At 49.5% G+C, this 22,632-nt stretch carries 21 protein-coding genes; 7 read left to right on the forward strand and 14 right to left on the reverse strand.

The genetic code is table 11. From position 1 onward, the window contains the following. Positions 1-128: 128 nt before the first annotated feature. From PQG83_RS16290 to PQG83_RS16330, 9 genes are all read right to left on the reverse strand, one after another. Positions 129-536, reverse strand: coding sequence for a C2 domain-containing protein (locus PQG83_RS16290; protein WP_312743263.1), 408 nt, complete (start codon positions 534-536; stop codon positions 129-131). A 74-nt stretch (positions 537-610) separates the two neighbouring features. Next, on the reverse strand, positions 611-1,846 hold the full coding sequence (locus PQG83_RS16295; protein ID WP_312743266.1) for a hypothetical protein: 1,236 nt from the start codon (positions 1,844-1,846) through the stop codon (positions 611-613). Between the two features lie 37 nt (positions 1,847-1,883). Next, positions 1,884-2,354 carry a c-type cytochrome gene (locus tag PQG83_RS16300; RefSeq protein ID WP_312743269.1) on the reverse strand — a complete coding sequence of 157 codons (471 nt, stop codon included), beginning with the start codon at positions 2,352-2,354 and terminating at the stop codon, positions 1,884-1,886. Positions 2,355-2,424: 70 nt separating this feature from the next. Further along, the gene (locus PQG83_RS16305; protein WP_312743271.1) at positions 2,425-2,955 is read right to left on the reverse strand and encodes a DUF1264 domain-containing protein; all 531 of its coding nucleotides are present in this window, start codon (positions 2,953-2,955) and stop codon (positions 2,425-2,427) included. A 395-nt stretch (positions 2,956-3,350) separates the two neighbouring features. Then, the gene (locus PQG83_RS16310) at positions 3,351-3,905 is read right to left on the reverse strand and encodes a rhodanese-like domain-containing protein (protein ID WP_312743274.1); all 555 of its coding nucleotides are present in this window, start codon (positions 3,903-3,905) and stop codon (positions 3,351-3,353) included. 20 nt (positions 3,906-3,925) lie between these two features. After that, on the reverse strand, positions 3,926-5,356 hold the full coding sequence (locus PQG83_RS16315) for a rhodanese-like domain-containing protein (protein ID WP_312743277.1): 1,431 nt from the start codon (positions 5,354-5,356) through the stop codon (positions 3,926-3,928). A 266-nt stretch (positions 5,357-5,622) separates the two neighbouring features. Further along, positions 5,623-7,008, reverse strand: coding sequence for a sigma-54 interaction domain-containing protein (locus PQG83_RS16320; protein WP_312743279.1), 1,386 nt, complete (start codon positions 7,006-7,008; stop codon positions 5,623-5,625). Positions 7,009-7,164: 156 nt separating this feature from the next. Continuing rightward, positions 7,165-8,928: a hypothetical protein gene (locus PQG83_RS16325; RefSeq protein WP_312743282.1), complete on the reverse strand. Its 1,764-nt coding sequence runs from the start codon at positions 8,926-8,928 to the stop codon at positions 7,165-7,167. 80 nt (positions 8,929-9,008) lie between these two features. Continuing rightward, the gene (locus tag PQG83_RS16330; RefSeq protein WP_312743284.1) at positions 9,009-9,491 is read right to left on the reverse strand and encodes a cupredoxin domain-containing protein; all 483 of its coding nucleotides are present in this window, start codon (positions 9,489-9,491) and stop codon (positions 9,009-9,011) included. A gap of 201 nt (positions 9,492-9,692) precedes the next feature. Between PQG83_RS16330 and PQG83_RS16335 the strand changes: the two genes are divergently transcribed. Then, a complete protein-coding gene (locus PQG83_RS16335) occupies positions 9,693-9,881 on the forward strand; it encodes a hypothetical protein (protein ID WP_312743287.1) in 189 nt (62 codons plus the stop codon). A gap of 372 nt (positions 9,882-10,253) precedes the next feature. Here PQG83_RS16335 and PQG83_RS16340 read toward each other — a convergent pair whose 3' ends face one another. Then, positions 10,254-10,460 (reverse strand): hypothetical protein, encoded by a 207-nt coding sequence (locus PQG83_RS16340; RefSeq protein WP_312743290.1) that lies wholly within the window; start codon positions 10,458-10,460, stop codon positions 10,254-10,256. Between the two features lie 381 nt (positions 10,461-10,841). Here PQG83_RS16340 and PQG83_RS16345 point away from each other — a divergent pair, with 381 nt between their 5' ends. The 5 genes from PQG83_RS16345 to PQG83_RS16365 all read left to right on the forward strand — a co-directional run bounded on the left by PQG83_RS16345 (position 10,842) and on the right by PQG83_RS16365 (position 17,684). Next, entirely contained in the window at positions 10,842-12,311 is a 1,470-nt protein-coding gene (locus tag PQG83_RS16345) for a protein adenylyltransferase SelO (protein WP_312743292.1), read from the forward strand. A 73-nt stretch (positions 12,312-12,384) separates the two neighbouring features. After that, positions 12,385-13,173 (forward strand): SDR family NAD(P)-dependent oxidoreductase, encoded by a 789-nt coding sequence (locus PQG83_RS16350; protein ID WP_312743295.1) that lies wholly within the window; start codon positions 12,385-12,387, stop codon positions 13,171-13,173. 117 nt (positions 13,174-13,290) lie between these two features. Beyond that, complete coding sequence (locus PQG83_RS16355; RefSeq protein WP_312743297.1) at positions 13,291-13,974, forward strand: zinc metallopeptidase; 684 nt, start codon at positions 13,291-13,293, stop codon at positions 13,972-13,974. A gap of 414 nt (positions 13,975-14,388) precedes the next feature. Further along, on the forward strand, positions 14,389-16,422 hold the full coding sequence (locus PQG83_RS16360; RefSeq protein WP_312743299.1) for a hypothetical protein: 2,034 nt from the start codon (positions 14,389-14,391) through the stop codon (positions 16,420-16,422). Positions 16,423-17,132: 710 nt separating this feature from the next. Next, positions 17,133-17,684, forward strand: coding sequence for a DUF488 domain-containing protein (locus tag PQG83_RS16365; protein WP_312743302.1), 552 nt, complete (start codon positions 17,133-17,135; stop codon positions 17,682-17,684). Between the two features lie 294 nt (positions 17,685-17,978). Here PQG83_RS16365 and PQG83_RS16370 read toward each other — a convergent pair whose 3' ends face one another. Continuing rightward, positions 17,979-18,584, reverse strand: coding sequence for an outer membrane protein (locus PQG83_RS16370; RefSeq protein ID WP_312743304.1), 606 nt, complete (start codon positions 18,582-18,584; stop codon positions 17,979-17,981). 906 nt (positions 18,585-19,490) lie between these two features. Between PQG83_RS16370 and PQG83_RS16375 the strand changes: the two genes are divergently transcribed. Next, positions 19,491-20,618 (forward strand): endonuclease/exonuclease/phosphatase family protein, encoded by a 1,128-nt coding sequence (locus PQG83_RS16375; RefSeq protein WP_312743307.1) that lies wholly within the window; start codon positions 19,491-19,493, stop codon positions 20,616-20,618. Between the two features lie 15 nt (positions 20,619-20,633). On the opposite strand, the gene PQG83_RS16380 is transcribed toward PQG83_RS16375, so the two are convergent. From PQG83_RS16380 to PQG83_RS16390, 3 genes are all read right to left on the reverse strand, one after another. After that, positions 20,634-20,990, reverse strand: coding sequence for a BON domain-containing protein (locus tag PQG83_RS16380; RefSeq protein WP_312743310.1), 357 nt, complete (start codon positions 20,988-20,990; stop codon positions 20,634-20,636). 269 nt (positions 20,991-21,259) lie between these two features. Then, positions 21,260-21,577, reverse strand: coding sequence for an HNH endonuclease (locus tag PQG83_RS16385; protein ID WP_312743313.1), 318 nt, complete (start codon positions 21,575-21,577; stop codon positions 21,260-21,262). A 243-nt stretch (positions 21,578-21,820) separates the two neighbouring features. Then, entirely contained in the window at positions 21,821-22,621 is an 801-nt protein-coding gene (locus tag PQG83_RS16390; RefSeq protein ID WP_312743316.1) for a dimethylarginine dimethylaminohydrolase family protein, read from the reverse strand. Between the last annotated feature and the right edge of the window lie 11 nt (positions 22,622-22,632).

A 22,632-nucleotide genomic window follows, 5' to 3' on the forward strand; every position in this document is an offset into this window, starting at 1 on the left:
AGTACAGTTGGCTATCGTACAGATCATTCACCTGATATGAGGGATTTTGGGGAGCGGAGTCCTTCCTTAATCTGCCAGCGACCAGATGGATAATTGTGGGAAGAGACCCTGCTGGTGAAGCTGCTTTTCTAGCAGGGTTGTCCGTTAAAGACACAAGGTTTGTATCGGCTCACATCAAAATCGGTTTCTTCCTGATAGACCTGTTCGTTGCCGTTGACACCATCGACAAACGGGTCATTCCACATCGTATGGTTCCACCAATAAAAAATGGGAAACTCTAACGTGTAGTATACCGGATTTCCGTAGGTGCTTCGCACATGTTGTTCGACGGTCCGTCCCGTGACGTAATCAGCTTTCCCATTTCCTTTCAAGGAATACAGGGACAGGAGCAGGCGAGATTCCTGGTCGTAGATTTCATCGATACGAGTACTTTCGTCGGGTTCTGAAGGCAAAGCTAAGGTCGCGGAGGGGGTGGGAGTTTCCACTGAGGTGAACGCTAACCAGGTTGCAAGAACAACAAGTGGCATAACCGTCATACGCCAAGTCCTCCTTCCTAGATGTGGTCCGGAGCATGGCCTCTGGAGGAGGCCGTGCTCGCGAACGGAACAAATTAGGGATGAACTACTGCAAGTCCATGCGGGTCCGCAGTCTCTTTTCCTTCCACCATATTAGTGAGACGGGTAATACCTATCACTTCACCGCCCTTTCCGGCGTGTAAGACCTTGATTACGGCCACCCCAGGCGTGGACCCTTTCGCATTATTGACATCCTTGTGATTTCCGGTCAAGGGATTCGGTCCTCGCAAGTTTACAAAAGCATAATTCCCGTCTGGAGAAAAATCAATGAGGTCCGGGGCCGGATCATCGCTTTGTGTCCCGACAAGCTGAATGAACCCCACACTGAAATTGGAGACCGAATCAAATATCTCAATCATGTTGCCTGCACGATCCACATTCCAGAGATAGCGCCCAATGCCCCAAAGCCCGTGTGAGTCCGAAAATGATGTGTCGCGGGAAGACATCAATTTAGCGGAGACCGAGTCAGGAAGTCCCGAGAGGCCTACAGCATAGACGTCATAGGAAAGCGGCGCGATGGGCCATCCGCCACCTGAGTTCAGATACATCGTGTTCCCGATTTGATAGCCGCCGCAACCTGCCGGATGAATTTCATTATTCGTTAAGGTGGTGGTGACGGTCATGGGTGATTTCTTGACGTTGACTACCAGTAATCCGCCTCCCCGTAATGTCACGAAAGCATAGGTGCTCGTGTCATCCGTAATCGGGCAAATGGGGGCATTATCCGGCCGTTCTCCACTTTCTAGTGCTTGTAAATCCAAGACATCTTTTTGGGGGTCAGAGGAAAAGGTTCCCTCTTGATAGTTGGTCCAAATCCGAATCAGTTTCTTCTCGGCAATGTTGGCGGCGATCGCCATGGATTGATCCGGAGTGGGCCAGGCTGCATGGACGTTTTTCCCTGTCGAGAGGCATGCGACGGGTTTGTGGGAAGCGGTGTCCATCACGAGAACATGACCGGATAAAAATGATATAAGTGCGTGCTTCTGATCTTTGGTGACAAAAATCATATGAGGTCGTCGGACATTTTTCTGTGTGGATTTCTGGCAGAAATCATTAATCTCTTTGGCGACGTCTAGGGTGAGGGTCGGTTTGGTCTTGGCAGGATCAGCGGCTAGTTGCGCGCCATCATATACATATAGAAAGCCTCCACTCTCCTTAGCCGTGTCGGATTGATCGGTCACCCACACTTCATAGGCTTCCACGGAGGGAATGCCCCAGCCTACAACAAAGCCCAAAATGATTCCAAACTTCAAATAGTTCTTCTTTATCATGGTGGCCTCCTCTGTACGTGAGTGACAGGAACGTATGCTATTTCCCACTCGATTCGGTGCCGGTTCCAAATGATCTCACATACGATATCACAAGCCAAGCTTCGTCTTCTGTCAAGACCAGGGGGATGAATGAGGCCATATCGGTACCCGGGCTGCCGTTTTGCAGAATCCAAAAGAGTTCCCCATCCGTGCGGGCTGCCTGCCAGGTCTTGTCCGTAAAGTTTCGTGGGAGCCTGCCTCGAAGGCCAGGAATGTCACCCAGGCCTTTGCCTTCGGGTCCATGACAGGTGACGCAAAATGCTTTTCCGTGAAAAATGCGTTTCCCCTTCTCAACATTTTCCGTGGTTGAAGGGAAAGGATTCATTTTCATTCGGGCTTCCTGGATCTGTTCAGAAGGAACCCTGGGTTTCAATACTTCTAAGTCCGCGGCATGCACGAGACCCAATCCGATTATCCCGGCAACAAAAAAACCCGACCCAATCTGGAAATTTTCCTTAAGCAGGTTCAAAATCAATGCCTCCCCAAGTAAACTAACGATCCCGGAGATTCCAGAAGGGAACCTCCGGGATCATCTCGGATTATTCCGGTTGATTAAAGATATGCCCGAGAGATTGTGGGTAGGTTACTGTTCCGTCGGGGAAATCCTTCCCCTTTTGCCATAGATGATAAATGACTCCGTCGGTCTTTGACGCGGCTTCGGCAATGGCTTTGACCTTTTCTGGATCATCAATATCTAAAATTTGTACGCGGCCGGTAGCGATTTCTTGTTTATGGTCATGGAAAAACCGGTGCCATTGGATCAACGGCAAAGTTCGGGAAAGATCCTTGGACACGAAATATTCAATGGCCACGAGAGGGGCATTGGCGTCCGTGGTTTCAAAGAGGAGGCATTGCAGGATCTTGTCATTAATCCCTTTGCAGTAGTGGTGATATGGTCCACCTGGCGTGCCATCCGGCATCAAGTGAGGAGCTTGCACATGGATGTCATATCCTTGGGCAGGTCCTGGGGCAGGCGCACCCCCCTCGCTCATGGCTGGAGTGGTCATACACCCCATGGCAAATAGACTAAAAGTCCCTAACAGTAAAAATGAACGGATTGAGCGCTGCATAGCAACCTCCTTTATATTGATTAGTAATAACCTTTCAACTATGTGAAAGGTCTTGGGAGCCGGGTGAAATTCGCCGCATACTACCATGGAGTTCTATGAACGACCATTATTTGACGCCAAGGCTCATAATGACGAACGCCTTGTCCAGTTGGCTTCCCTGGTGTGGCTCAAGGTGGCTGCCGACAAAGTCATACCATTGGAAGGATCTTATTTCGCCAAGTTTTTCCTGAGGTCCGGGCCGTTGAGGGTGAGCGAATTATGATAGCTATTAGCCATAGCTTTCTCGCATTCCCATTCAACTCACTTTTCACCTGACCCCCCTGACATCTCCATGGATATGATGTGCTAAAACTTTCTACCATGGAAATGATGACAAAAATACCACGTGGAACACTTTACTTCCGGATCCGGTTATAGGGCAGCTTGCTCAAGAGCATTCCCATTAAACAGGAGTCCGTGAGTCCTGCATGGAGAAGTCCAACCCCTACCAGTGTTGGGAGGAGAAGGAACCCTGAATGAACTGTCAGGCCCAATCCAACCCCTACGAGAATCAAAACCCCTGCGATGGCCCGCACTTGTCCTTCAAGAGAAATTCGTTGTTGTCCCCGCACGACAGGTTTGCCCTGATTAACCCAGGCCGTGATGCCTCCTTCCAGAATTCCGCAATTCGTTAGGCCTTGGTTAATTAAATATTCGTAGGCAATCTTCACCCGGTTCTGTGTCCGGCAGATCAACAGGATGCGGTGCTCACGAGAGAGAGTTTTCAGTTCGCTCACATATCGATGCAAATCCGGTAGGGGAATATTTCGAGCACCGGAAATATGCACACCTTCAAACTCTTGCGGTGTCCTGACATCGATATACAGAGGATCCTTCAATGAAGGAGGCGACAGCTGATTGTTCTGCCTCGTTCCCGATTTTGCTTCTTGGTCTATTGCCAATGTCTTCATTGTGTCTCCTCCTTGTCTGTTTATTTCGCGCATGCGGATATGGCTTGGGATTGAGCCTTTTGGCGTGGATGACTCCAGGTGGTGAGCCAGGCGTCATAACCACCGACAAGATCCATGGTTTGGGTTCGTCCGGCTTGTTCCAAGATCCCTAAGGCGGTAGACGACCGATATCCACTGGCGCAATGGACCACCACCGGGGTATCTGCAGGGATGTCCTGAACCTGTTCGGCCAGGTGAGGCAAAGGGATGTTGAGGCTTCCGTCAATATGCCCGGACTCCCACTCTCTTGCCGATCTCACGTCGACGACCAGTGGGGGGTGAGAGGCCGTCAGTCGTTCCGCAAGTCCCTGAGCGGTGATGCGTTGAACTTTTTGGACCACATCCGGGTTCACCTCAAGGGATTGCATGCCACCCTTCAGGTAGCCCAGGACACGGTCAAATCCGATGCGGCCTAATCGTTGAATCGCCTCCTTCTCATATCCAGGCTCTGCAATGATGACGATGGAGGATTTGGGGGTCAGAAGTGTTCCGGCCCAGGTCGCAAACTTTCCTCCTAATCCAATGTTGAGACTCCCCTTCAGGTGCCCTCCCGCATACTCAACGGCATTTCTGACATCAAGGACTTGAGCTCCATTCTTCTGATGATCTAAGACCGCTTGGAGAGAAAGAGGAGTCAGGCTGTTCCGCACCACATCATTCAGAACAGGATGCTGTTCCCTATTCATCCTTGCGTCATATCCAAAGTACGAAGGCGCTTCAGGTTGATCAGCCGTAACCAAATCAATAAATTTTTCTTTTGTCATGGGTTGAAGTGCATAGTTTTCCCAACGCTGCCTGCCCAATGTGGATACCGTGTCGCTGCTTAAATTTTTCCCGCACATGGATCCTGCTCCGTGTGCAGGATAAACCAGTGTTTCATCGGGAAGACGCATGAGTTTATTGCGGAGTGAATCGAATAATTGTCCCCCTAACTCTTCGGCGGTGACACCAATGGAAGCCATAAGATCCGGTCTGCCCACATCGCCAATAAACAGAGTATCTCCCGTCAGCACGCAGTGCGGATGATCGACGCTCTTGTCCAGATCGTAGACGGCAAGCGAAATACTTTCCGGGGTATGCCCCGGTGTTTCTAGCACTTGGATGCGCACCGACCCAAACTCAAGAACCTCTTGGTCCCGAAAGTTTCGAATGGGGAAATCGGTCTTGGCTTTGGCGCCAAGGCAGATCTCAGCGCCAGTTTGTCGTTGGAGTTCAAGGTGCCCGGCTAAAAAGTCTGCATGGAAGTGGGTGAGAAAAACATAACGGATCTTCCAATAGTGGCGACGGGCCTCCTGAAGATATTGCTCGATGTCCCGTTGAGGGTCCACGACCACAGCGGTTGAGGTTTTGTTATCGCCAATCATGTAAGACGCATGAGCCAAACAACTCAAATAAAATTGTTTCACAATCATGATGAATACCCTCCCCTCCTTATTAAAAAGGAGCATTGGTTGAAATCGACTGAGTTCGTTTCAAAATTTTCTTGTAAGATTCTTGCCATGTACCATCATTACGCATGGATTGTGCCAGGTGATGCTTCGCAGACGTATGAAATAAATTTGAACAAAATCAAGGAATTAGAGTAATGAAAAATAGGGGGAAGCCTGAAGGTGGCCGTAAGAATCAGATAAACTGAACAGAACGCGCTAACTGTTAAGTTAACGCGTTAACGATTTGATTAGGCGTTGGGAGGGGTCTGAAGCTGTTTGATTTTCTTCCAAAGGGTGACTCGACTCACTCCAAGAAGCTTGGCAGCTTCTGTTTTGTTGCCTTTGGTCTGTTGGAGGGCTTCCGCAATACGAGCTTCCTCCTCCGGTGGAAGGGAGGGCTCTGTGTTGGCTGAGAGAGGCTTGAGGTTCCGGGACCTTGGAGGACACTGAATTTCTGAAGGGAGATCCCATAGAGTGAGGCAATCACCATTAACGGTGACGAAGGCGTGTTCGATCGCATTTTTTAATTCGCGGACATTGCCGGGCCAGTTATGGTCCGTCAATCGTTGCAGGGCATCCTGGGCAATGTCTCCTATTTCGCGCCCAAACGTTTTGGAGTTGGCCGCCATGAAATGGTGAACCAGGAGAGGAATGTCTTCTCGTCGGGTTCTTAAAGGTGGAAGGGTAATCTCGAACACATGAATCCGATAATAAAAATCTTCCCGAACCGTGCCTTCCGCCATAAGGACTTTCAAATCACGATTGGTGGCCGTGATGAGACGAACATTGACCCGCATGCCCCGATCATCTCCAACACGCCGTATTTCGCTTTCCTGCAGGACCCTGAGCAATTTCAATTGCAGAAGAGGGCTGGTATCTCCGATTTCATCCAAAAATAACGTGCCACCGTCGGCGGCTTGAAAGACCCCGATTTTATCGCGTATGGCCCCGGTGAACGCACCCTTCACATGCCCGAAGAGTTCACTCTCAAGTAAAGTTTCTGGAATCGCGGAGCAATTGATGGCGAAAAACGGTTTATCGTTTCGATCACTCAGGGTGTGAATGGCTCGGGCCGCCAGTTCTTTTCCGGTGCCGGATTCCCCGGTGAGCAATACCGTAACATCGCTTTGTGCAGCCAGTCGGAGCCGGCGAAACACCTCTTGCATCGCTGGACTTTTGCCGATGAGCTGTTGAAAGGACTCACGGGATTTTGCCTGTTCCTCCAGCACGGCAATTTTTTGGTTATTCAAAATAAAGGAGGTGAGGTCGGTAAAGGTTCCGACAGCGCCCCCGACCTGGCCTTGTTCATCTCGGATAATCGAGACATTGCCGAAGAGGTAGAGTTCGCGGCCGTCTTTCCCCAGCACTTTGCATTCCTGGTTGCAGATGCCCCAAGGATATGGGGTGGGGTTGTCCAAAAATTCCGTCAGGATGCGAAAGCCCTTACAATTTTGACCTTCTAAGATATGACAGGATTTTCCCAGGATATCCTGACTGGAATATCCTGTAATGCGAGCTGCCCCGCTGCTCCAGGCTATGATGTGACCTTTAGCATCGACCGTGAACACGCCATCCGCCATGACGTCTACCATGTTGCTGAGGATGGCGGGATTTTTCCGGAAATCTAGCTCCATGGTCTGTGGTTCAAAGAAAGTTCACCGGGTGAGATAGCGCGGGTTGAAAAAGAGGGTAGGCGAACCAGAAGGCTGGAGAACGTTTATGGAGACAATACCATTCTCCAGCCTTGCGTGATCGTTAGTTTGTCCGTAATTTCATAAGGTCTCACACATCTATTTTCTAGGTTCTAACTGTGCCGCCAGCAATGACTTGAAGGCGGGGTCATTCTCGACTAACCCCTTCAGCGTATCGTTGTGCAACATATACGCCCAGCTTTGCGGGCTTGACCCTGGAGTTTTCTCAAACCAGTCACGGGCCTGCTGGAGGAGATCCAGCATCGCCTGATTGTCACGGGGAACGTGAAACGCCAGGCTATAGGCCATCGCATAGGCTGCCGTAAATTTGTTGAGCGGATCATTCGTGAGCTCGAAGGCTTTCTGAGCCGCCTCAAAACCTCTCTGAATATCGGGATCGTCAAAGTGCCGATTCCAGGCCACTTTTCCGATTCGGGCCCAAGCCAACTCCAAAAGCACTTGTGCGCGAAGCTCTTCCTGTTCGGCTGGCACCTCAGTCAATAATTCCTGTGGAGCGGACAGGGCCGCCATTTGATCGTTCGTCCACCGGTAGGTCGAGGACAATCGAATCCGGTTGTTGAAATCACCGGGCTCCAGAGATGCCAATGCCTCCATCACAGGGATCATTCGATAGAGATAATCGGCTGGCATCGGCTCAGACTTCCCGCCTATTTCCATTCCCAGGGATAAATCAAATCGATCGGTTTGGGATTGCACCGTCCAATACAGTTCGTTGAACCGTTGGGCCAGACGCTCATCACCCAATTGGAGGCCGTTCAAACGACCTCCATAATCAAGAAATCCTTGGTACAGTTGATCTGAAAAAACTTCCAGTGCGGGTTTGTGGGACGGGCCAATCAGCAAAACCCGGTTCAGCCTCATGACGGATTCCAGTCTGGTCGGTGCGGCTTGTGCCTGTTGGATGCCTGTTTCGATGGCCGCCAGGCTCTCCGGAAGACCAAACCATTCTGTTGAGTGCGGAACATAACCACCCGGGTCTACGACGAATGGAATGGTGGTGCCACGGGGGCCATCGAGAACCAGATCCAGCACGGCACGATCCGTAGGAAAACCGAATTGTTTCAGATCTGAGAGTACGACCCACTTCACGTTGACGGATTTTACGACTCGTTGGGCTTTTTTGTAGGGCACGGCCCAATCCTCGGCACCGGGAGCATTGGCGATGGGTGCCGTCAAGGCATTTGGATAGGATACCTTGGTGGTGAGAAAGGCTGTAGGTGCGGCGACCACCCTGGATTCATCTGAAGAAGGAAATGAGGCATGGGGCAGGGTTCCCGATTCGACGGCCTCAATGATAAATGGGGTTGTGGGTTCTTGAACGGCAATGGCCTGCATGACGAAAAACGATGGAGCCAATTGCTGATTAAGCGTCTCCGCAATAAAAAATCGTTCGAAATCCGAAAAATCGACCAGTTTTCCCGGACCCGGCCAGACATTATCTAATGCCCGGTCATTTTGTTGAATGGCTCGTTGGTGGGCCTCCTGCCGACGCTGGTCACACCATTCATAGATGGGGTTTGAGGGGTCGGGAAATTTCCCGTTTGAAAACAACTGCTGTTGAGCCATCTGATATATGCACACAAAATCCCGTTGGCCCGCCGCGACTTGATCCCCCTTTCCGACCGCATGGGCATATTCCCAAACGGTGGAGAGCAGGGCTTCCTCATTGATGGACGCCGGTTCGGTGGCCCACACATGAGTGGAGGCCAAAAGCACAGAGCCGCACAGGAGACCCACCCGTATAAGTGTAGGCCACATCCGGTGAGCAGGGGACCCGGGACGATGATCTGCCTCAGGTTTCAGGGTATTTGTCTTAATTGGCTGACGACGAACATTACTCATGGAACCAAACTCCTCCTCAAACATGCTTGGTTAATGATTTTGTGTAGCAGAGAGGGAAATGTCCCTCATCATTCAGGTGGCTAATCTACCACACCCTCATTCTTATGCACCACGATGGTACCCTGCATCACATGGCCCGGTAAATCACAAAAATAGGGAAACGTACCGGGATGCGATGGGATAAACACAATGTCGGTTTGGCCTCGGGTGGGAAGCAAAACGCGGCTGAGACCTTCTTTGGAAAACTGTGGAGCACCACTTCCGCTGACGTTCAGGTGGATATCTGTCAGTAGGCCGATTGGCAGAAATGCATGCAGTTCCGAATCCAAGTTTTTGAGGACCAGCCGGGTTTTTTGCCCAACAGTGATTGATAGAGTGTTGGGGCTGAATTCCCGGGATTTAATATTGATGGTCACAACTGTTTCCTGGGGATCAGCAGCAGGAGCGAGACTGACCGGCGTCGCTCCCAGTACTGTTGCCAAGTCTGGAGGTGCAAACACCGTAAAGCCCAGTATCAGAATACAGGCCTGAAAAAATCTGAACAAACGCAGAGGAACCATCATAATTGAATCTATTATACCGGTTAGCGATTCTGGGGCGAAACGAGTAGGAGGAATTGTTCGGCAGTTCCATGCAAAAAGATGGCGCAACCGTAAGTGAAAATATGTATAAATGGGAAAAGAACCTGGGGAGGAAAGAGAAAATCTTAAGATCGGGCCGAAACGACCGAAAAATATGAGAATACATCAGGAGAATGGTTCACGGTGCATCTCTTAGAATTATTTTTCGGTCATGATCCTCTTTCGATGGTCATAGCCCTTGTGTTGGTCCTGGGCGTGCTGGCGTATGGATGGTTTGAGGTTCGTCGAACCGCACGTCTCCCTCATATCGGGATGGTCCTGATCAAAAACCGATTAAAGACGACCAGCAAAAGTCCGACTCCACGCCGATAGTCAGTCTTCCCCCGTCCTCTCGTTTTCCGGCCCAAAGACGCAACCCCGACCATCCGTAGCTGTTGCGATTCCCCGGTATGCAGCCGTGATGAGAGTGTTGAATAATAAAGATTTTCAAGGGAAAATTTGCCCAGGATTAGATTTCTCATCAAAGGCTCCGGGTCGGTTCAAAAAAGTCCGTCCAGCAAGACCGCATCCGTTTTTACGCGCGGAGCGTACGCTTAGTACGTGAGCACGGGAAAATGGCAAGAACGCCGCTGGCGGCTTTTTTCAACAGACCCGTGATGTATATCGGCCATCCGGTCGAGGCACACACTTCTGCCATCTACCATCCTGCAAGGAATTTCAGCATCAGACAAGGAGGAACGCTGTCTAATAGGAGGCTGAAGAGGGAGAGAGTGTGGCGGTTGAAAGAGGGCGAGGGCCAAGGTTTCGCGTGAACGCCTGGCGAAGGCGGATTCCATGATCATGGCAGATCCCGTGGGATACCGGTTCATTGATTTCCCCAGACTCCCCAGGGTTCCTTCCAAGAATTCCGGCCTTGCCTTCCTGTCGACACCATGCACAAATCCGAATCATGCGATCTCCTTTTCTTTTTTGAGGGCACACGGATACATACGCGTCCCCAATAACCATACGCTTCCCAGCATTAAGACTTCTGCCTTATAACAAAAGCAATTATTGAACCTAGAAAAATAATATTCGTAATATATTGTATGTATTCATGTTTTTCAATTTTCAAGGCAATCAAAAAAATGGTTGTTGAGAAAATACCACACACAGTTGAATCGAAAGAGATACGGTTCTGAGGGCGGCGTTTTAAAGCAAACCCTGATGTGGCATTTCTTGCCGAGGCTAGTAAAGGCTTTTGCGGGCACCGTTGAAATTTCAAAGGTCTCTGAAGTGATGCAATGATGTTTGTGGTTGCCCGACCCCGTCTAGGTCACGGATAATGAAGTCATGGCCAAATTAGAACATCTCAATTTTCAGAACACCTATGCGGACCTGCCTGATGTGTTTTATCAGCGGGTAAAACCCACGCCTTTTCCTAATCCCTCCCTTGTGAGTGTAAACCCGGCAGCCGTCGAATTACTCGATATTGATCCCACTGAATGGACCCGTCCGGAGTTTGCAGAATACTTCTGCGGGGCCAAACTGTTGCCGGGAGGCGATCCCATTGCCATGTTGTATTCGGGGCATCAATTCGGCCATTACGTGCCCCAGCTCGGCGATGGGCGGGCTATCATGCTGGGGGAGGTGCAGAATCAAAACGGGGAGCGGTGGGAGTTGCAATTGAAGGGCGCTGGGCTCACGCGATTCTCACGTGACGGCGATGGCCGTGCAGTGATGCGTTCGACTATTCGTGAATATCTCTGTGGCGAAGCCATGCATGGATTGGGCATTCCCACAACCCGCAGTTTATGTATTGTGGCCGGAGAAGAAATTGTCTGGCGCGAAACGCCGGAACCGGGAGCCATGTTGCTACGGATGGCACCGACCCATGTGCGGTTTGGAAGTTTTGAGGTGTTTTACTATCGTCGCCAACATGAATATCTGAAAACGCTGGCAGATTATGTCATCGAATATCATTTTCCGCATTTGGTCGGAGCAGAGAATCCTTACGCCAGGCTGCTGCATGAGGTGGCGGTTCGCACCGGCCAACTCGTGGCTCAATGGCAAGCCGTGGGGTGGGCACATGGTGTCCTGAATACCGATAACATGTCGATCCTGGGGTTGACGCTGGATTACGGTCCGTTCGGATTTATGGAACGCTACGATCCAACGTTCATCTGCAATCATTCAGACCATCACGGCCGGTATTCCTTCCAGAACCAGCCCGACATCGGTTTTTGGAATATTCGTGCGCTGGCCAGAGCTTTGTCACCGTTAGTGGCCCAAGACGCCGTCAATGGCATTCCGGAAATCTATGAAAAAGCGATGGTGGCGAAGTATGCCGAATTGATGCGGGCGAAGCTTGGGCTGATCGAAGCACACGCGGGAGACGACAAGCTCGTGACCGATCTGTTGAACCTCCTGGACTCCAGCCGGGTGGATTACACCAACTTGTTCCGGGGATTGGGAGCCGTTCGTCAGGAGAGGTCGTCAGCGCCGGACGAATTACGGGACCAATTCCTTCATCGGGAAGCGTTTGACGATTGGACCGCACGATATCGGGAACGGCTACGGGCCGAAAAAAGCGATGATGGAGAGCGCCAAGTCAGAATGGATCAGGTGAACCCCAAGTACATCCTCCGGAATCATCTCGCGCAACAGGCCATTGTCCAAGCGGTTCAGCAGAAGGACTATTCCGAAGTTGATCGATTATTAAATCTGCTGGGTGACCCGTTTACTGACCGGCCCGGTATGGAATCCTATGCTGCACCTCCGCCTCCCGGCGAGCCACCAATTATCGTTTCGTGCTCTTCGTGAACAATTCAACAACAATGTAGGTAAAACCTGGTCGGGGATTTCCAATCATCCGTCATGGGAGGAGAGTGTCATCATGAATCTGGAACTGAACGGTAAAACCGCCTTGGTGACGGCGTCCTCAGGAGGCATAGGACAAGAAATCGCGCGTGCTCTCGCCGCCGAGGGCGCTAAAGTCGTGATGAACGGTCGTACGCAGGCCAGCGTGGAACAAGCGATGGCGGAGGTCCGAGCCGATATTCCCCAAGCAGAGATGATCCCTCTTGTGGCAGACAACGGAACTGCCGCCGGGTGCAATCTCACCATCTCTCAAGTGCCCGAGGTGGATATTCTGGTCAACAATCTCGGCATCTACGAGGCTATCGGATTTTTCGAGGAAACGGATCAGGCATGGCAGGAGATGTTCGAAATCAATATCATGAGCAGCGTGCGTCTCGCCCGCCACTACCTCCATGGCATGCTTGAACGTGGTCACGGGCGTGTCGTCTTCATCTCAAGCGAATCGGGCGTCTCTCCGGCTCCCGAAATGGCGCATTACAGCGCAACCAAAACCATGCAATTAAGCATCGCGCGCTCATTGGCCGAACTCACCAAAGGGACGGAGGTCACAGTCAATTCAGTGCTCCCCGGACCTACCCGCACGGAAAGCGTGGAGAAGTTTATCCGGAACATATTTCCTGATCTTCCGCCGGCGGAAGCCGGACGCCGGTTTATGTCAGAGAATCGACCGACCTCCCTTATCGGTCGGCTGATTGATCCAAAAGAAATAGGAGAGATCGTGGCGTTCGTCTGTAGCGCCCGCGCCTCGGTGATCAATGGGTCTTGTATCCGGGCCGAGGGCGGTCTTGTGCGTACGGTCTTTTGATGGGATAGGCCAAGCAGAAAGACTTCTTCGAAAAGAAACCTTCGGTGTAATCAGGAAAACAACAGAAGGAGCGATCCCTCTCTTGGTAATGAACGAGCTGAGAAGATAGAGTAATTCATGCGCATGATTCTTCTTTTTCTCCTGCTCATGATGATCGTGTTGGGACCCCAACTGTGGGTGTGGTGGGTCTTCCGCCAATATCGTCAACACCGTGAGGATCTTGGAGGAACGGGTGGGGAATTGGCTCGTCATTTGCTCAATCGGTTTGGTCTGCAACAGGTGCGCGTGGAACCCACGCCGATGGGAGACCATTACAATCCCGAAACCAAAGTCGTTGGTCTGAATCCGCAGCATTACAACGGTAGATCCCTCACCGCGGCAGTGATCGCAGCGCATGAAGTCGGCCATGCTTTGCAAGATCATGAGGGCTATACCCTCTTGAAAGATCGAACCCACCTGATTAAATTTGCGCAGAAAGCCGAAAAGGCCGGGTCCTATCTGATGTTGGGCATTCCTGTCCTGGCTGGAGTAACCAGGATCCCTGCCGTGGGTCTTGCCGTCTTAGTCGTGGCGATCGGAACCATGAGCGTGTCCGCCATGGTGCATCTCATCACCTTACCAGTGGAATGGAATGCCAGCTTTCGGCGAGCCCTGCCGATCCTCAGAGAAGGCGGCTATCTGGCCCCTCCGGATTTGCATGGCGCCAAACGGATCCTCACCGCCGCCGCCCTCACCTATGTCGCCTCCTCACTCTTCAGCCTGGTGAACATGTGGCGATGGATTCGATTGGTCAGACGGTAAATCTCCTTGGAGACGTTCTGCGGATACCCTTCGGAATGCAACAAGATAAATCCCTACCCCTCCTCTTAGATCCCCCATCCGGAATCAACAAACTCATCGACAGTCAGGAAGTGGGGCGAATCTATTAATTTTTGATTTGGAAACCAGATTACTGGGGAAATGGATAATACAATATCGTATGCTTCTTATGGCTGGTTTTAAGTTGACGGAATTCAATTTTGACCTATGTGGCACCGATGAAATAGTAGATCCGATGCAATCCATAATCGCAGCCAAAATGGAAAAGACGGGAATTAGTCTGGTTATTCGATGGCATTGATCGAGTGAGAGAAAAGAATAGCCTTCTACAAATAGTCCAACCTGTGTAACTTTCCGGGAAGTTCAACAACAGTATTGCTTGTAAGTGACGATCCTATGGAGGGCACCGCCATATTGAATACAGATAGGCCTGAAGATACCTCATTTGTTGGAGAAATCGATCAGACCAGGATTTCTCTGCCTCCAGAAGGAATGGAATCCATGGATCGCGACCTCTATTTCTCAGACAAGGATGACTATGTTCCTTCAATAGCCAGATTATTGAGAAAACTCGAGATTGATGAAAAAAGAATTGAAGCATTTGAGAAAATTTTCACTCCAATCTATGCCTCCCAGTTATCGAAGCTGTTTCCCACTCTAGATTGTGTAAACCTGTATTTGCGTGGTCTCAATCAAAGCCTCCCTTCTTTGAAGGAAGAGGTTTATCTTCCAGATTTCCTGATTCTGGAAACCTTCAGGACCTTTTATCCTAACGTATACAAAGATGTCTTTGTATATCCGTGGATGTACCTCCCAGCATGGGGTGAGGCGGCATTCTTTTCTTTTCCCTATGAATTTACCACCAGAGATGACAGAACTTACCTCCTCATCAAAGAGCACATCGAAATGCTATGTGACAACGAGGAGAACCCGGAGGTCCTGTGCCAACTTCTTCAAGTTGTATTCTTTGAAGTGAGAAAGGGATTTTTCAAAACGAATATTGGAGATGATGCCTCGGAGCGAGAGTATCTCCGTCAGAAACGACTGAGTCATCCGGACATTTTCTGGAAATACTTCACTCTCAGTGTTCCGGCCAGGGAAGCGCCAGAACAGGTTGTCGAATCCTTCATTAATTCTTGCCGTCGGCTTGGCCAAGACGAGTGTGGAGAGGATGGTGATTCCCATCTTTCAGGTGGGAGGAATAGGAAACAGCTAAGTGAGTTATGGCAAAAGAGTCCTATGTTTATGCCAAGAATGACCCGTGAAACTACGGTCGTACTTATAGAATGCCTTTACCAGAATATGCATCTCTTCAGAAGAGAAGGAGCTGATATTTTTCATGACCCAGAATCCTTGGCCGCCATCCGCCTTCTGTTTGATCTTATAGACAACAAGTTGCACTCAGATGAGATGGAAGTTGTGCTGAGTGACCTCGTCCAAAAAACTCCGTCCTTTGAGCTTGCCGTTCGAGTCGTGGATAATGTTCGAAGCAGAATGAGAGATTTATTCAATATCCCTAGGCAAGGCAATTTTTATGCACTGAGCTCACAATTGGATGAGAGGCTCACCGCACATTTCATTGAAGGAAGACGAAATATTTTCAATGAAGAAAAGAATTACGGGTACATGTTGGCTCAATGGGTCACTTACAAGCCGCAAAATAATTTGAAGGTCAATGCTTATGTCTTTGAGCTCGTCAAAGAAGATCCCACTGCCATAGAGAAAGTGCTCGGTGTGTACACGAACCACCATGAGGACAAAACCGGGATTCGGATTAGATGGGAGGACCTTGCCAAAATTTATGATGTACATAAGCTGTACGAACTTGCAAGCCAATGCCTCGATTCTTCGTATTTTAACCGCGATGAAAGAACAGCCGTAGAACTATTTATGAGTCAGTTTGAAGCGCGTACCGAAGCTGCGGCACTTGAAATGACCCAGCAAGCAAATAAACAGAAGTTCATGCACGCCAGCAGCCAAGGGATTCAGTTGTTCAGGGGAGGCCAATACGAATTGGCATTGGAAGAATTCAATCGGACTCTTGATATCACTGATTGGAACGATGAGGTTCATTTGGTCCGATTTGTACAGTTGCAAAAATGGCATACCTTGCTCGAACTTGGACTGAAAAGTGAAGGGGAGGTTCGAACACAATTTCATTCGGGTGCTCAGAGGATTGCTTCAGATGATGGCGAGATTCGAGATTTATTCAATGCGGCGTTCCCAAAAGGTGCCGCGCACGCAGTTCAAGAACTGTACTGCTGTATTTTTTATTATCTCCAATGGGAGGCTGCGTCAGCCGTTGAAAAAAGATCAGTAAAAAAAGACTTTGATGCTCATTTCAGCCTCGCGACTGCCAAAAGAACTTTCGGACGGACCGAGGAAATAACGAAACGTTGCAGTGAGCTATTGGTGCTGTTAAGACAATGAAGAGAGAAAAGTTGCCGAACAAATTCACTACTGAGTGTCGCCTGAATCCCTCCCAATATGGCTATCCCGTTTGATTGTAAATCGTTACGCTTGCCGTTCCCTCACGGCTATCCCAATCGAATAATATCCTCGATCCAAAGGGTTCTAGAGCTGTAAGGCCTATTGGAAAGTGCCTGGAAGAATTTGTGATCGGCCGTGATCACAGCACCATCAATCGTCTCGGCCAAAGCGAGGTAGAGACAATCGTACAAGCTTTGATGAGTCGCAAGGGTCAGAGCATAGCCTGCGTGAAAGAGTCGTTCATCGGGATGGTATTGAAGCGGGAAATCAGCTGCGGCATCTAGCGAGTAGCGTCAGAGCACATTATCCCAGACGAGGCATTGAATCTCGTGCACCTTCCGAAGGCCTCGATCATTTCCGTAAAAGGGAAAGGTAAAGCACTCAAGAAGATGTTATTTATGGGGAACATCCAGTTCCTGAATCATTTACTTTTTGGTAATTTTTATTTAATGGGATTTTTCAACTTATTTAACTTCTGCCATACTAAAGGCCTGAGACATTAAAGTTTCATGGCTATTCGAATGAAATGGCAAAACATAGAGGATTTTAGCGACCCTATTACGAAGTGCTGGTGAATATGGTGGATGATGAGGAACAATATAAACAGTCGACCCAATGCTCTTGGCGACATTCATTCGCCGGAGAAATCCGTGTCTCTCGAGTTGTGGACCATCGGTCATTCGACGCGGCCTATCGAGGAACTCGTCGGGCTTCTTCAATCGCATGGCATTCAATTGCTGGTCGACGTCAGAACGATACCGTTTTCACGGCGCAATCCGCAGTTCCATCAGGAGACTCTTGCCCAGAGTCTTCGTGAAGCCGGGCTTCAGTATCACCACCTGCCTGCATTGGGTGGTCGTAGAAAAACACGGCCGGATTCGGTGAATGTGGGATGGCGGAATTCGGGTTTCCGGGGTTACGCGGATTATATGCAAACTCAAGCGTTTTGGAATGGGTTGGAGGAACTGGTGGATATCGGACAACAGTCACCATCAGCCGTGATGTGCGCGGAAGCGGTTCCCTGGCGCTGCCACCGCACGCTTATAGCAGATGCCATGGTCATCCGTGGGTGGAAGGTTCACCACATCATCTCGGCCAGTTCTCTCAAAACGCACACCCTCACGCCCTTTGCCAAACCTGACGCTGGTCGCCTCACCTACCCCTCCGAAGGCTCCTCGGATTTAACTCTCCGACTCTTCTAAGGGGAAGGCTGAAGATTCTCACGTACATTTTGTCAGCCTCAGGTATGTCGCGTATTTACACCCTTCGTATCCTGGCATCTTCAAAATGTATAGGCATCATGTTCTGGTGAGACGGCTCCTTAGTACTTATGAGTTTTTAATTCTTGCAGGCGGGGGACTTCACGGATTGAGGGATGATCCTGCCCTGCGGATAAGCGTTTTCTTGAAGGCCCAAGCAGGTTGACCCTCGGGCACCTGTGTCCCTGATGATTGTTCAGGGGCACAGGTTGAGAGGGAGGAAACTCCAAATAGGATTTAAAAATGATAGTTGAGACCAATTGTGACCATATGACCCTCGTCATGAAAAGAAACCGAATTTCCACTTTGATCTTTTGAATGAATTCGCTCCAACCACACCCACCGATAAGACCCGTCGATTGACCAGTTCTGGTTCACCATAAGTTGCAGACCGGCACCACCATGAAGACCAAATCGTTGTTGTGCATCACTATAGTTATTGGGTCCATCTACATCGGTGTAATACCAGCCCCCGCCGCCGATCAGATACGGACTCAACCGCTTTCCCGGAAGGAGATAGACGAGACCGGACAACTGTAGTGGAAAAGTCTTGGCCGTGGTAGAACCATAATCATTTTTTCGATAATCCATCGATCCTTCAAGAGCAAAGACGTCATTTAAGTACCATCGGGCCTGGGCTCCCCCATACCAACTGTCATCTCCGCCAATGGGATCGTAATACATGGCCCGACCACCAATGGAAAAATCGCCTTTGCTGATTTTCTGGGAAAAAATGCTATCGGCTGCCGCTACGGGACTATGAACCATGCTGAACCCAAAGACGAGGGCGGAAACTGTTCCGAGCCACGAAACTTTTTTTAAACCTTTTCCCGACACTTTCATGAGGACTCCTTTCCTATGACCTTCACCATCTATTTTAATAGAAGAGATTTGATCCGATGGTGGTAAAGATTCAAATCTCAGACGGACCTTTTTGGGCTAACACAAATGATTATTTTCGCAAGATTCCTCCTGTCACCAAGGCGTGAAACATCTTTCCCTTAATCCTCTTTTGGTTATCTGTCAGATGCGTGGGCATCATATGTCTTCTTTTTGAAAATGAAGGTCAATGAACCCATTTGGGTCATGACGTATAACTTGGCGATTATGATTCACCTATTAGCCTGACGTAATTGTTAAAAACCCTGGACGCCTGACTGAAAATATTTTTGTTTTTGGGTTTAGTTTCGGGATGGCGGAGAAGAGATTTCTTAGGGATTTGAGAGAGAGGGGATCACTTGCTTCACGGTAGAAGTTTAAAAAACTATTAAGTGCAGATATTGAAGGCTGGTCTGCTGCCTTCTTGAGGCTTCCTCAGGCTGTCATCTTGAGCGAAGGGTAAAAGATCTGTCCGCGTGGGGCCATCACTGTTGAGCGAGATCCTTTGTTTCACTCTGGATGCACTATTCCTCCAGAGCGGAGGTCTATCACCGGCAAACTGTATGTATTGCCAACCTGGATTGTTGTCGACAAAGATGAATTGGTGGTTGAATAAATGGGTTCCCTACCTTCTGCTTTTGTCTATTGGCGACGAAGGAACTGGCAGGTAGAGAAAGGAATTGATGGAAATCTTTCATTCAAATCCATCATGCCTTTTCTGTCCTTATTCACACTGAGAATGGGGTGAATAGAATTATCTCAAATTTCATTCTCCGTTTGAGGTTTTTTCTGTTTTACAGAGCCTTCATATGCAAAGGAAAACTTGTCCTGATGTTTATCGGAATAATTGCGCGGCGTAAGTGAGATGGCATGCCGGAAATAATGTATCCCGTTCTTAACTTCCTGGCTTTACTGATTATGACGGCAACCCTTTTGCCGCTTCTTCGGGTTGATGAGTGGTGGGTACGTATCTTCGATTTCCCACGCCTTCAGATATTGACAATTGGGTTGGCGCTCGCCGTGGCCCTGGTTTACTCGATGTTCTATTCAGAGCATGCGTTTGGGAAATGGGTGCTCATCGGACTTATCCCATGCCTCGTCTATCAGGGATACCGGATGTTTCCTTACACGCGGTTGGCTCCCAAGCAGGCGTTAGATTCTCTCAATTCATCTAGTGAAGATCTTTTGAGTATTTTGACAGCCAACATCTACAAGAATAATCGAAACGCATCAGGATTTTTAAACGTCGTCTCGACCGCCTCTCCCGACGTCGTACTCGTTATTGAACCCGATCAGTGGTGGGAACGACAGCTCAGCGGACTTGAAGCCTCCTATCCCCATACCATCAAACAACCCTTGGGGAATACGTACGGGATGCTGCTTTATTCACGATTGAAATTGCGAAACTCTGATATTCGTTTCATGGTTGAAGACCACCTTCCATCCTTTTTTACAGAAATTGAGTTGCGGTCGGGAAGGATTATTGAATTCTATGGACTCCATCCTCGTCCTCCGAGTTTTGGCCAGGATACGGATGAGCGGGATGCGGAAATTTTAATTGTTGGCCGGGAGGTGGCACGCGCCAAAAAACCCGTTGTGGTTACCGGAGATTTAAATGATGTGGCCTGGTCGTATACGACAACGTTATTTCAGAAGATTAGCGGAATGGTCGATCCTCGAATCGGCCGGGGGTTTTTCAATACGTACCATGCCAAATATCCGATCTTTCGCTTTCCCGTTGATCATATTTTTCACTCTCCCGCCTTTCGTTTGGTTGAGATGAAGAGATTGCTGCCCATCGGGTCTGATCATTTTCCAATATTGGCGGTTTTATCGTATGAACCGGAAGATCGAAACGGTCCCCGAGCTCCTGAGGCAGATTCAGATGATCGTCAAGAAGTCGATGAAACCCTAAGCAAGGTACACAAACATAATGACCTCCACACACCTGTGCCCCTGACGGAACGCCAGGGGCACAAAGTGGTTGGATGGCACTGAAACTCCGATTACGTGTTAATTTTTCTGGGACATCGCATTGGGCTTAATCGCTAATTTATTGACGACCTTCTGGACTCCATCCGTCTTTTTTGCGATTTCCACGGCCCTATCGATCTGATTTTGTGTTTCAACAAATCCACTTAACATAACCGTGCTTCGGTGCGTATCAACCTCAACTTCAAACGCATCTATCAGGTCATCGGCAATCAATGCTGACTTGACCGATGACGTGATCATAGCATCGTCAACCGTGGTTCCCACAGTCCGCCCATGTGGATCGCTGGCACATGCTGAAAAAGCAAATGCACATGCCACACTAAACACGACCAACATGGCATTAGATCTCAGTTTGTTTGTGAAGGTAGTGGTCATAACAATTCTCCCTTTTTGAAATGAAAGTTTTTGGGCACGGCCTTGAGGCCATTCAACAATAGACTAAGCCAGTATGCTTTAAAGTGGAGCTATGCAGAATTGATAAAAACCCTTGATTTTTGACTTGAAGTGCCTGGATTTTTGGGCGAGGTCGTCAGGGCAGAAAAAATTACGGTGAGGAGGCCTGAGAAAAGGTTTGGAAAGCAAATAGGAGGTGGGCCTTAACAGGTCGAACGGATGTTAAAGAACGTAATTAAAGATCGGGTTGTTTAATCTTCTTCGGCTTTTATCTGATCGAGGAGGGTTTCAACGGGAGTGGTGAGACTTTTGCTGCGGTTGCAGGCCTGACAGGCCGGGACGACGTTGCCTCTCGTACTTTTTCCTTTCCTGGCCAATGGCACCACATGGTCCATGGTCAGGTTTTCCGGTCCCACCTGCTGATGACAAAAGTGACACTCCCCTTTTTGGATCTGGGCCTTCCACCATGGGGTTTTCCGTAATTTTTTCCCGTTTTCGCGCTCAATCCGTATATGCCGTCGGATCGTGTCATCGTCACCGAGTGAGTAGAACTGTTCTGGTTGGGTCATAGGGAAAGGTGGCCTCCATTTACAATACTTTATGCGGACGAGTGACCCTTGAAGTCATGCGGCGGGGGTAACCTGCTTTGAAAGATTGTAACGCTTGGGGCGGCGCTTTTTAAAGACAAGAAGGTTTTATATGCCTGGGCACAGATCCTTCGCGGGGCCTCAGGATGACAATGATTTGAAGCGGGCTCTTACCGTCAAACGGTGTTCGTGCAGCTTTTGTTAGGGGAATCGATTTTTTACAACTTAATCCAGCGCCAGAGTCAGGCATTTGGCGGAGCCACCGGCCTTGAGGAATTCATCCAGTTCCACGGGGTGGGTGGTGTAGCCCTGTTTGTGTAGCCACGCCATCGTTTCCGGGCATCCGGTCGGCAGCACGACATGGCGGTCGATACACACCGCATTGCAGGCAAACCTGTCGCCTTCCCGGGGTGGAACGGCAAATCGTTTTTTCTGTTCTATGCGAGAGGCCAGGACGGTTTGGGCGTACGAATCGAAACAGGAGGGAAAGTAGAGAAGCTCTCCTCCACTGAGGGGACAAAAGCAGGTATCCAGATGATAAAACCGTTGATCCACCAGTTCCACAGGCATGATTTCTTTTTGGAAAATTTCCGACAATTGGACATAAGCGCGGATATCACTTCGTTGGCGGTAGCCGCCGATCCAGAAATCTGGAAATCCCAATAAGTCCCCGGCCCCTTCAAAGTTTATTTCGGGGTCGAGGTTGATGACTTCATAGCCCTTTTTAATGAACCAATCAATGAAATGCCGTTCCTCTCCCTGCCGTTCCGGGTGGCGGAACAGACTGGGTACAGCCTTGCCCTCGTGGATGACACCCGCATTGGCGGTAAAAACCAGATCAGGTAATCCTGGTACGGGTTCCATAAATTCGAGTTTGGCTCCAACTTCGTTCTCCAGAACCTGGGTCAGCGTTTTCCATTGGGTTCTGGCATGTTCTCCATTGGATTGATTCGACACTCTCATCCAGGGGTTAATCTCATATTCGATACCAAAATAATCCGGCGGGCACATCAATAAACGACTCATAATATTAATAT

The organism is Candidatus Nitrospira neomarina (genome assembly GCF_032051675.1).
In the GTDB taxonomy this organism is placed as follows: Bacteria; Nitrospirota; Nitrospiria; order Nitrospirales; family UBA8639; genus Nitrospira_E; species Nitrospira_E neomarina.

Excerpts from the sequence above, each read along its gene's own strand:
- PQG83_RS16350 (WP_312743295.1), top strand. The coding sequence starts at position 12,385 with ATGAATCTGGAACTGAACGGTAAAACCGCCTTGGTGACGGCGTCCTCA.
- PQG83_RS16340 (WP_312743290.1), bottom strand. The coding sequence starts at position 10,460 with ATGATTCGGATTTGTGCATGGTGTCGACAGGAAGGCAAGGCCGGAATT.
- PQG83_RS16290 (WP_312743263.1), bottom strand. The coding sequence starts at position 536 with ATGACGGTTATGCCACTTGTTGTTCTTGCAACCTGGTTAGCGTTCACC.
- PQG83_RS16380 (WP_312743310.1), bottom strand. The coding sequence starts at position 20,990 with ATGACCACTACCTTCACAAACAAACTGAGATCTAATGCCATGTTGGTC.
- PQG83_RS16320 (WP_312743279.1), bottom strand. The coding sequence starts at position 7,008 with ATGGAGCTAGATTTCCGGAAAAATCCCGCCATCCTCAGCAACATGGTA.
- PQG83_RS16375 (WP_312743307.1), top strand. The coding sequence starts at position 19,491 with ATGCCGGAAATAATGTATCCCGTTCTTAACTTCCTGGCTTTACTGATT.
- PQG83_RS16360 (WP_312743299.1), top strand. The coding sequence starts at position 14,389 with ATGGAGGGCACCGCCATATTGAATACAGATAGGCCTGAAGATACCTCA.
- PQG83_RS16325 (WP_312743282.1), bottom strand. The coding sequence starts at position 8,928 with ATGAGTAATGTTCGTCGTCAGCCAATTAAGACAAATACCCTGAAACCT.
- PQG83_RS16390 (WP_312743316.1), bottom strand. The coding sequence starts at position 22,621 with ATGAGTCGTTTATTGATGTGCCCGCCGGATTATTTTGGTATCGAATAT.
- PQG83_RS16295 (WP_312743266.1), bottom strand. The coding sequence starts at position 1,846 with ATGATAAAGAAGAACTATTTGAAGTTTGGAATCATTTTGGGCTTTGTT.
- PQG83_RS16330 (WP_312743284.1), bottom strand. The coding sequence starts at position 9,491 with ATGATGGTTCCTCTGCGTTTGTTCAGATTTTTTCAGGCCTGTATTCTG.
- PQG83_RS16370 (WP_312743304.1), bottom strand. The coding sequence starts at position 18,584 with ATGAAAGTGTCGGGAAAAGGTTTAAAAAAAGTTTCGTGGCTCGGAACA.
- PQG83_RS16385 (WP_312743313.1), bottom strand. The coding sequence starts at position 21,577 with ATGACCCAACCAGAACAGTTCTACTCACTCGGTGACGATGACACGATC.
- PQG83_RS16315 (WP_312743277.1), bottom strand. The coding sequence starts at position 5,356 with ATGATTGTGAAACAATTTTATTTGAGTTGTTTGGCTCATGCGTCTTAC.
- PQG83_RS16345 (WP_312743292.1), top strand. The coding sequence starts at position 10,842 with ATGGCCAAATTAGAACATCTCAATTTTCAGAACACCTATGCGGACCTG.
- PQG83_RS16305 (WP_312743271.1), bottom strand. The coding sequence starts at position 2,955 with ATGCAGCGCTCAATCCGTTCATTTTTACTGTTAGGGACTTTTAGTCTA.
- PQG83_RS16355 (WP_312743297.1), top strand. The coding sequence starts at position 13,291 with ATGCGCATGATTCTTCTTTTTCTCCTGCTCATGATGATCGTGTTGGGA.
- PQG83_RS16310 (WP_312743274.1), bottom strand. The coding sequence starts at position 3,905 with ATGAAGACATTGGCAATAGACCAAGAAGCAAAATCGGGAACGAGGCAG.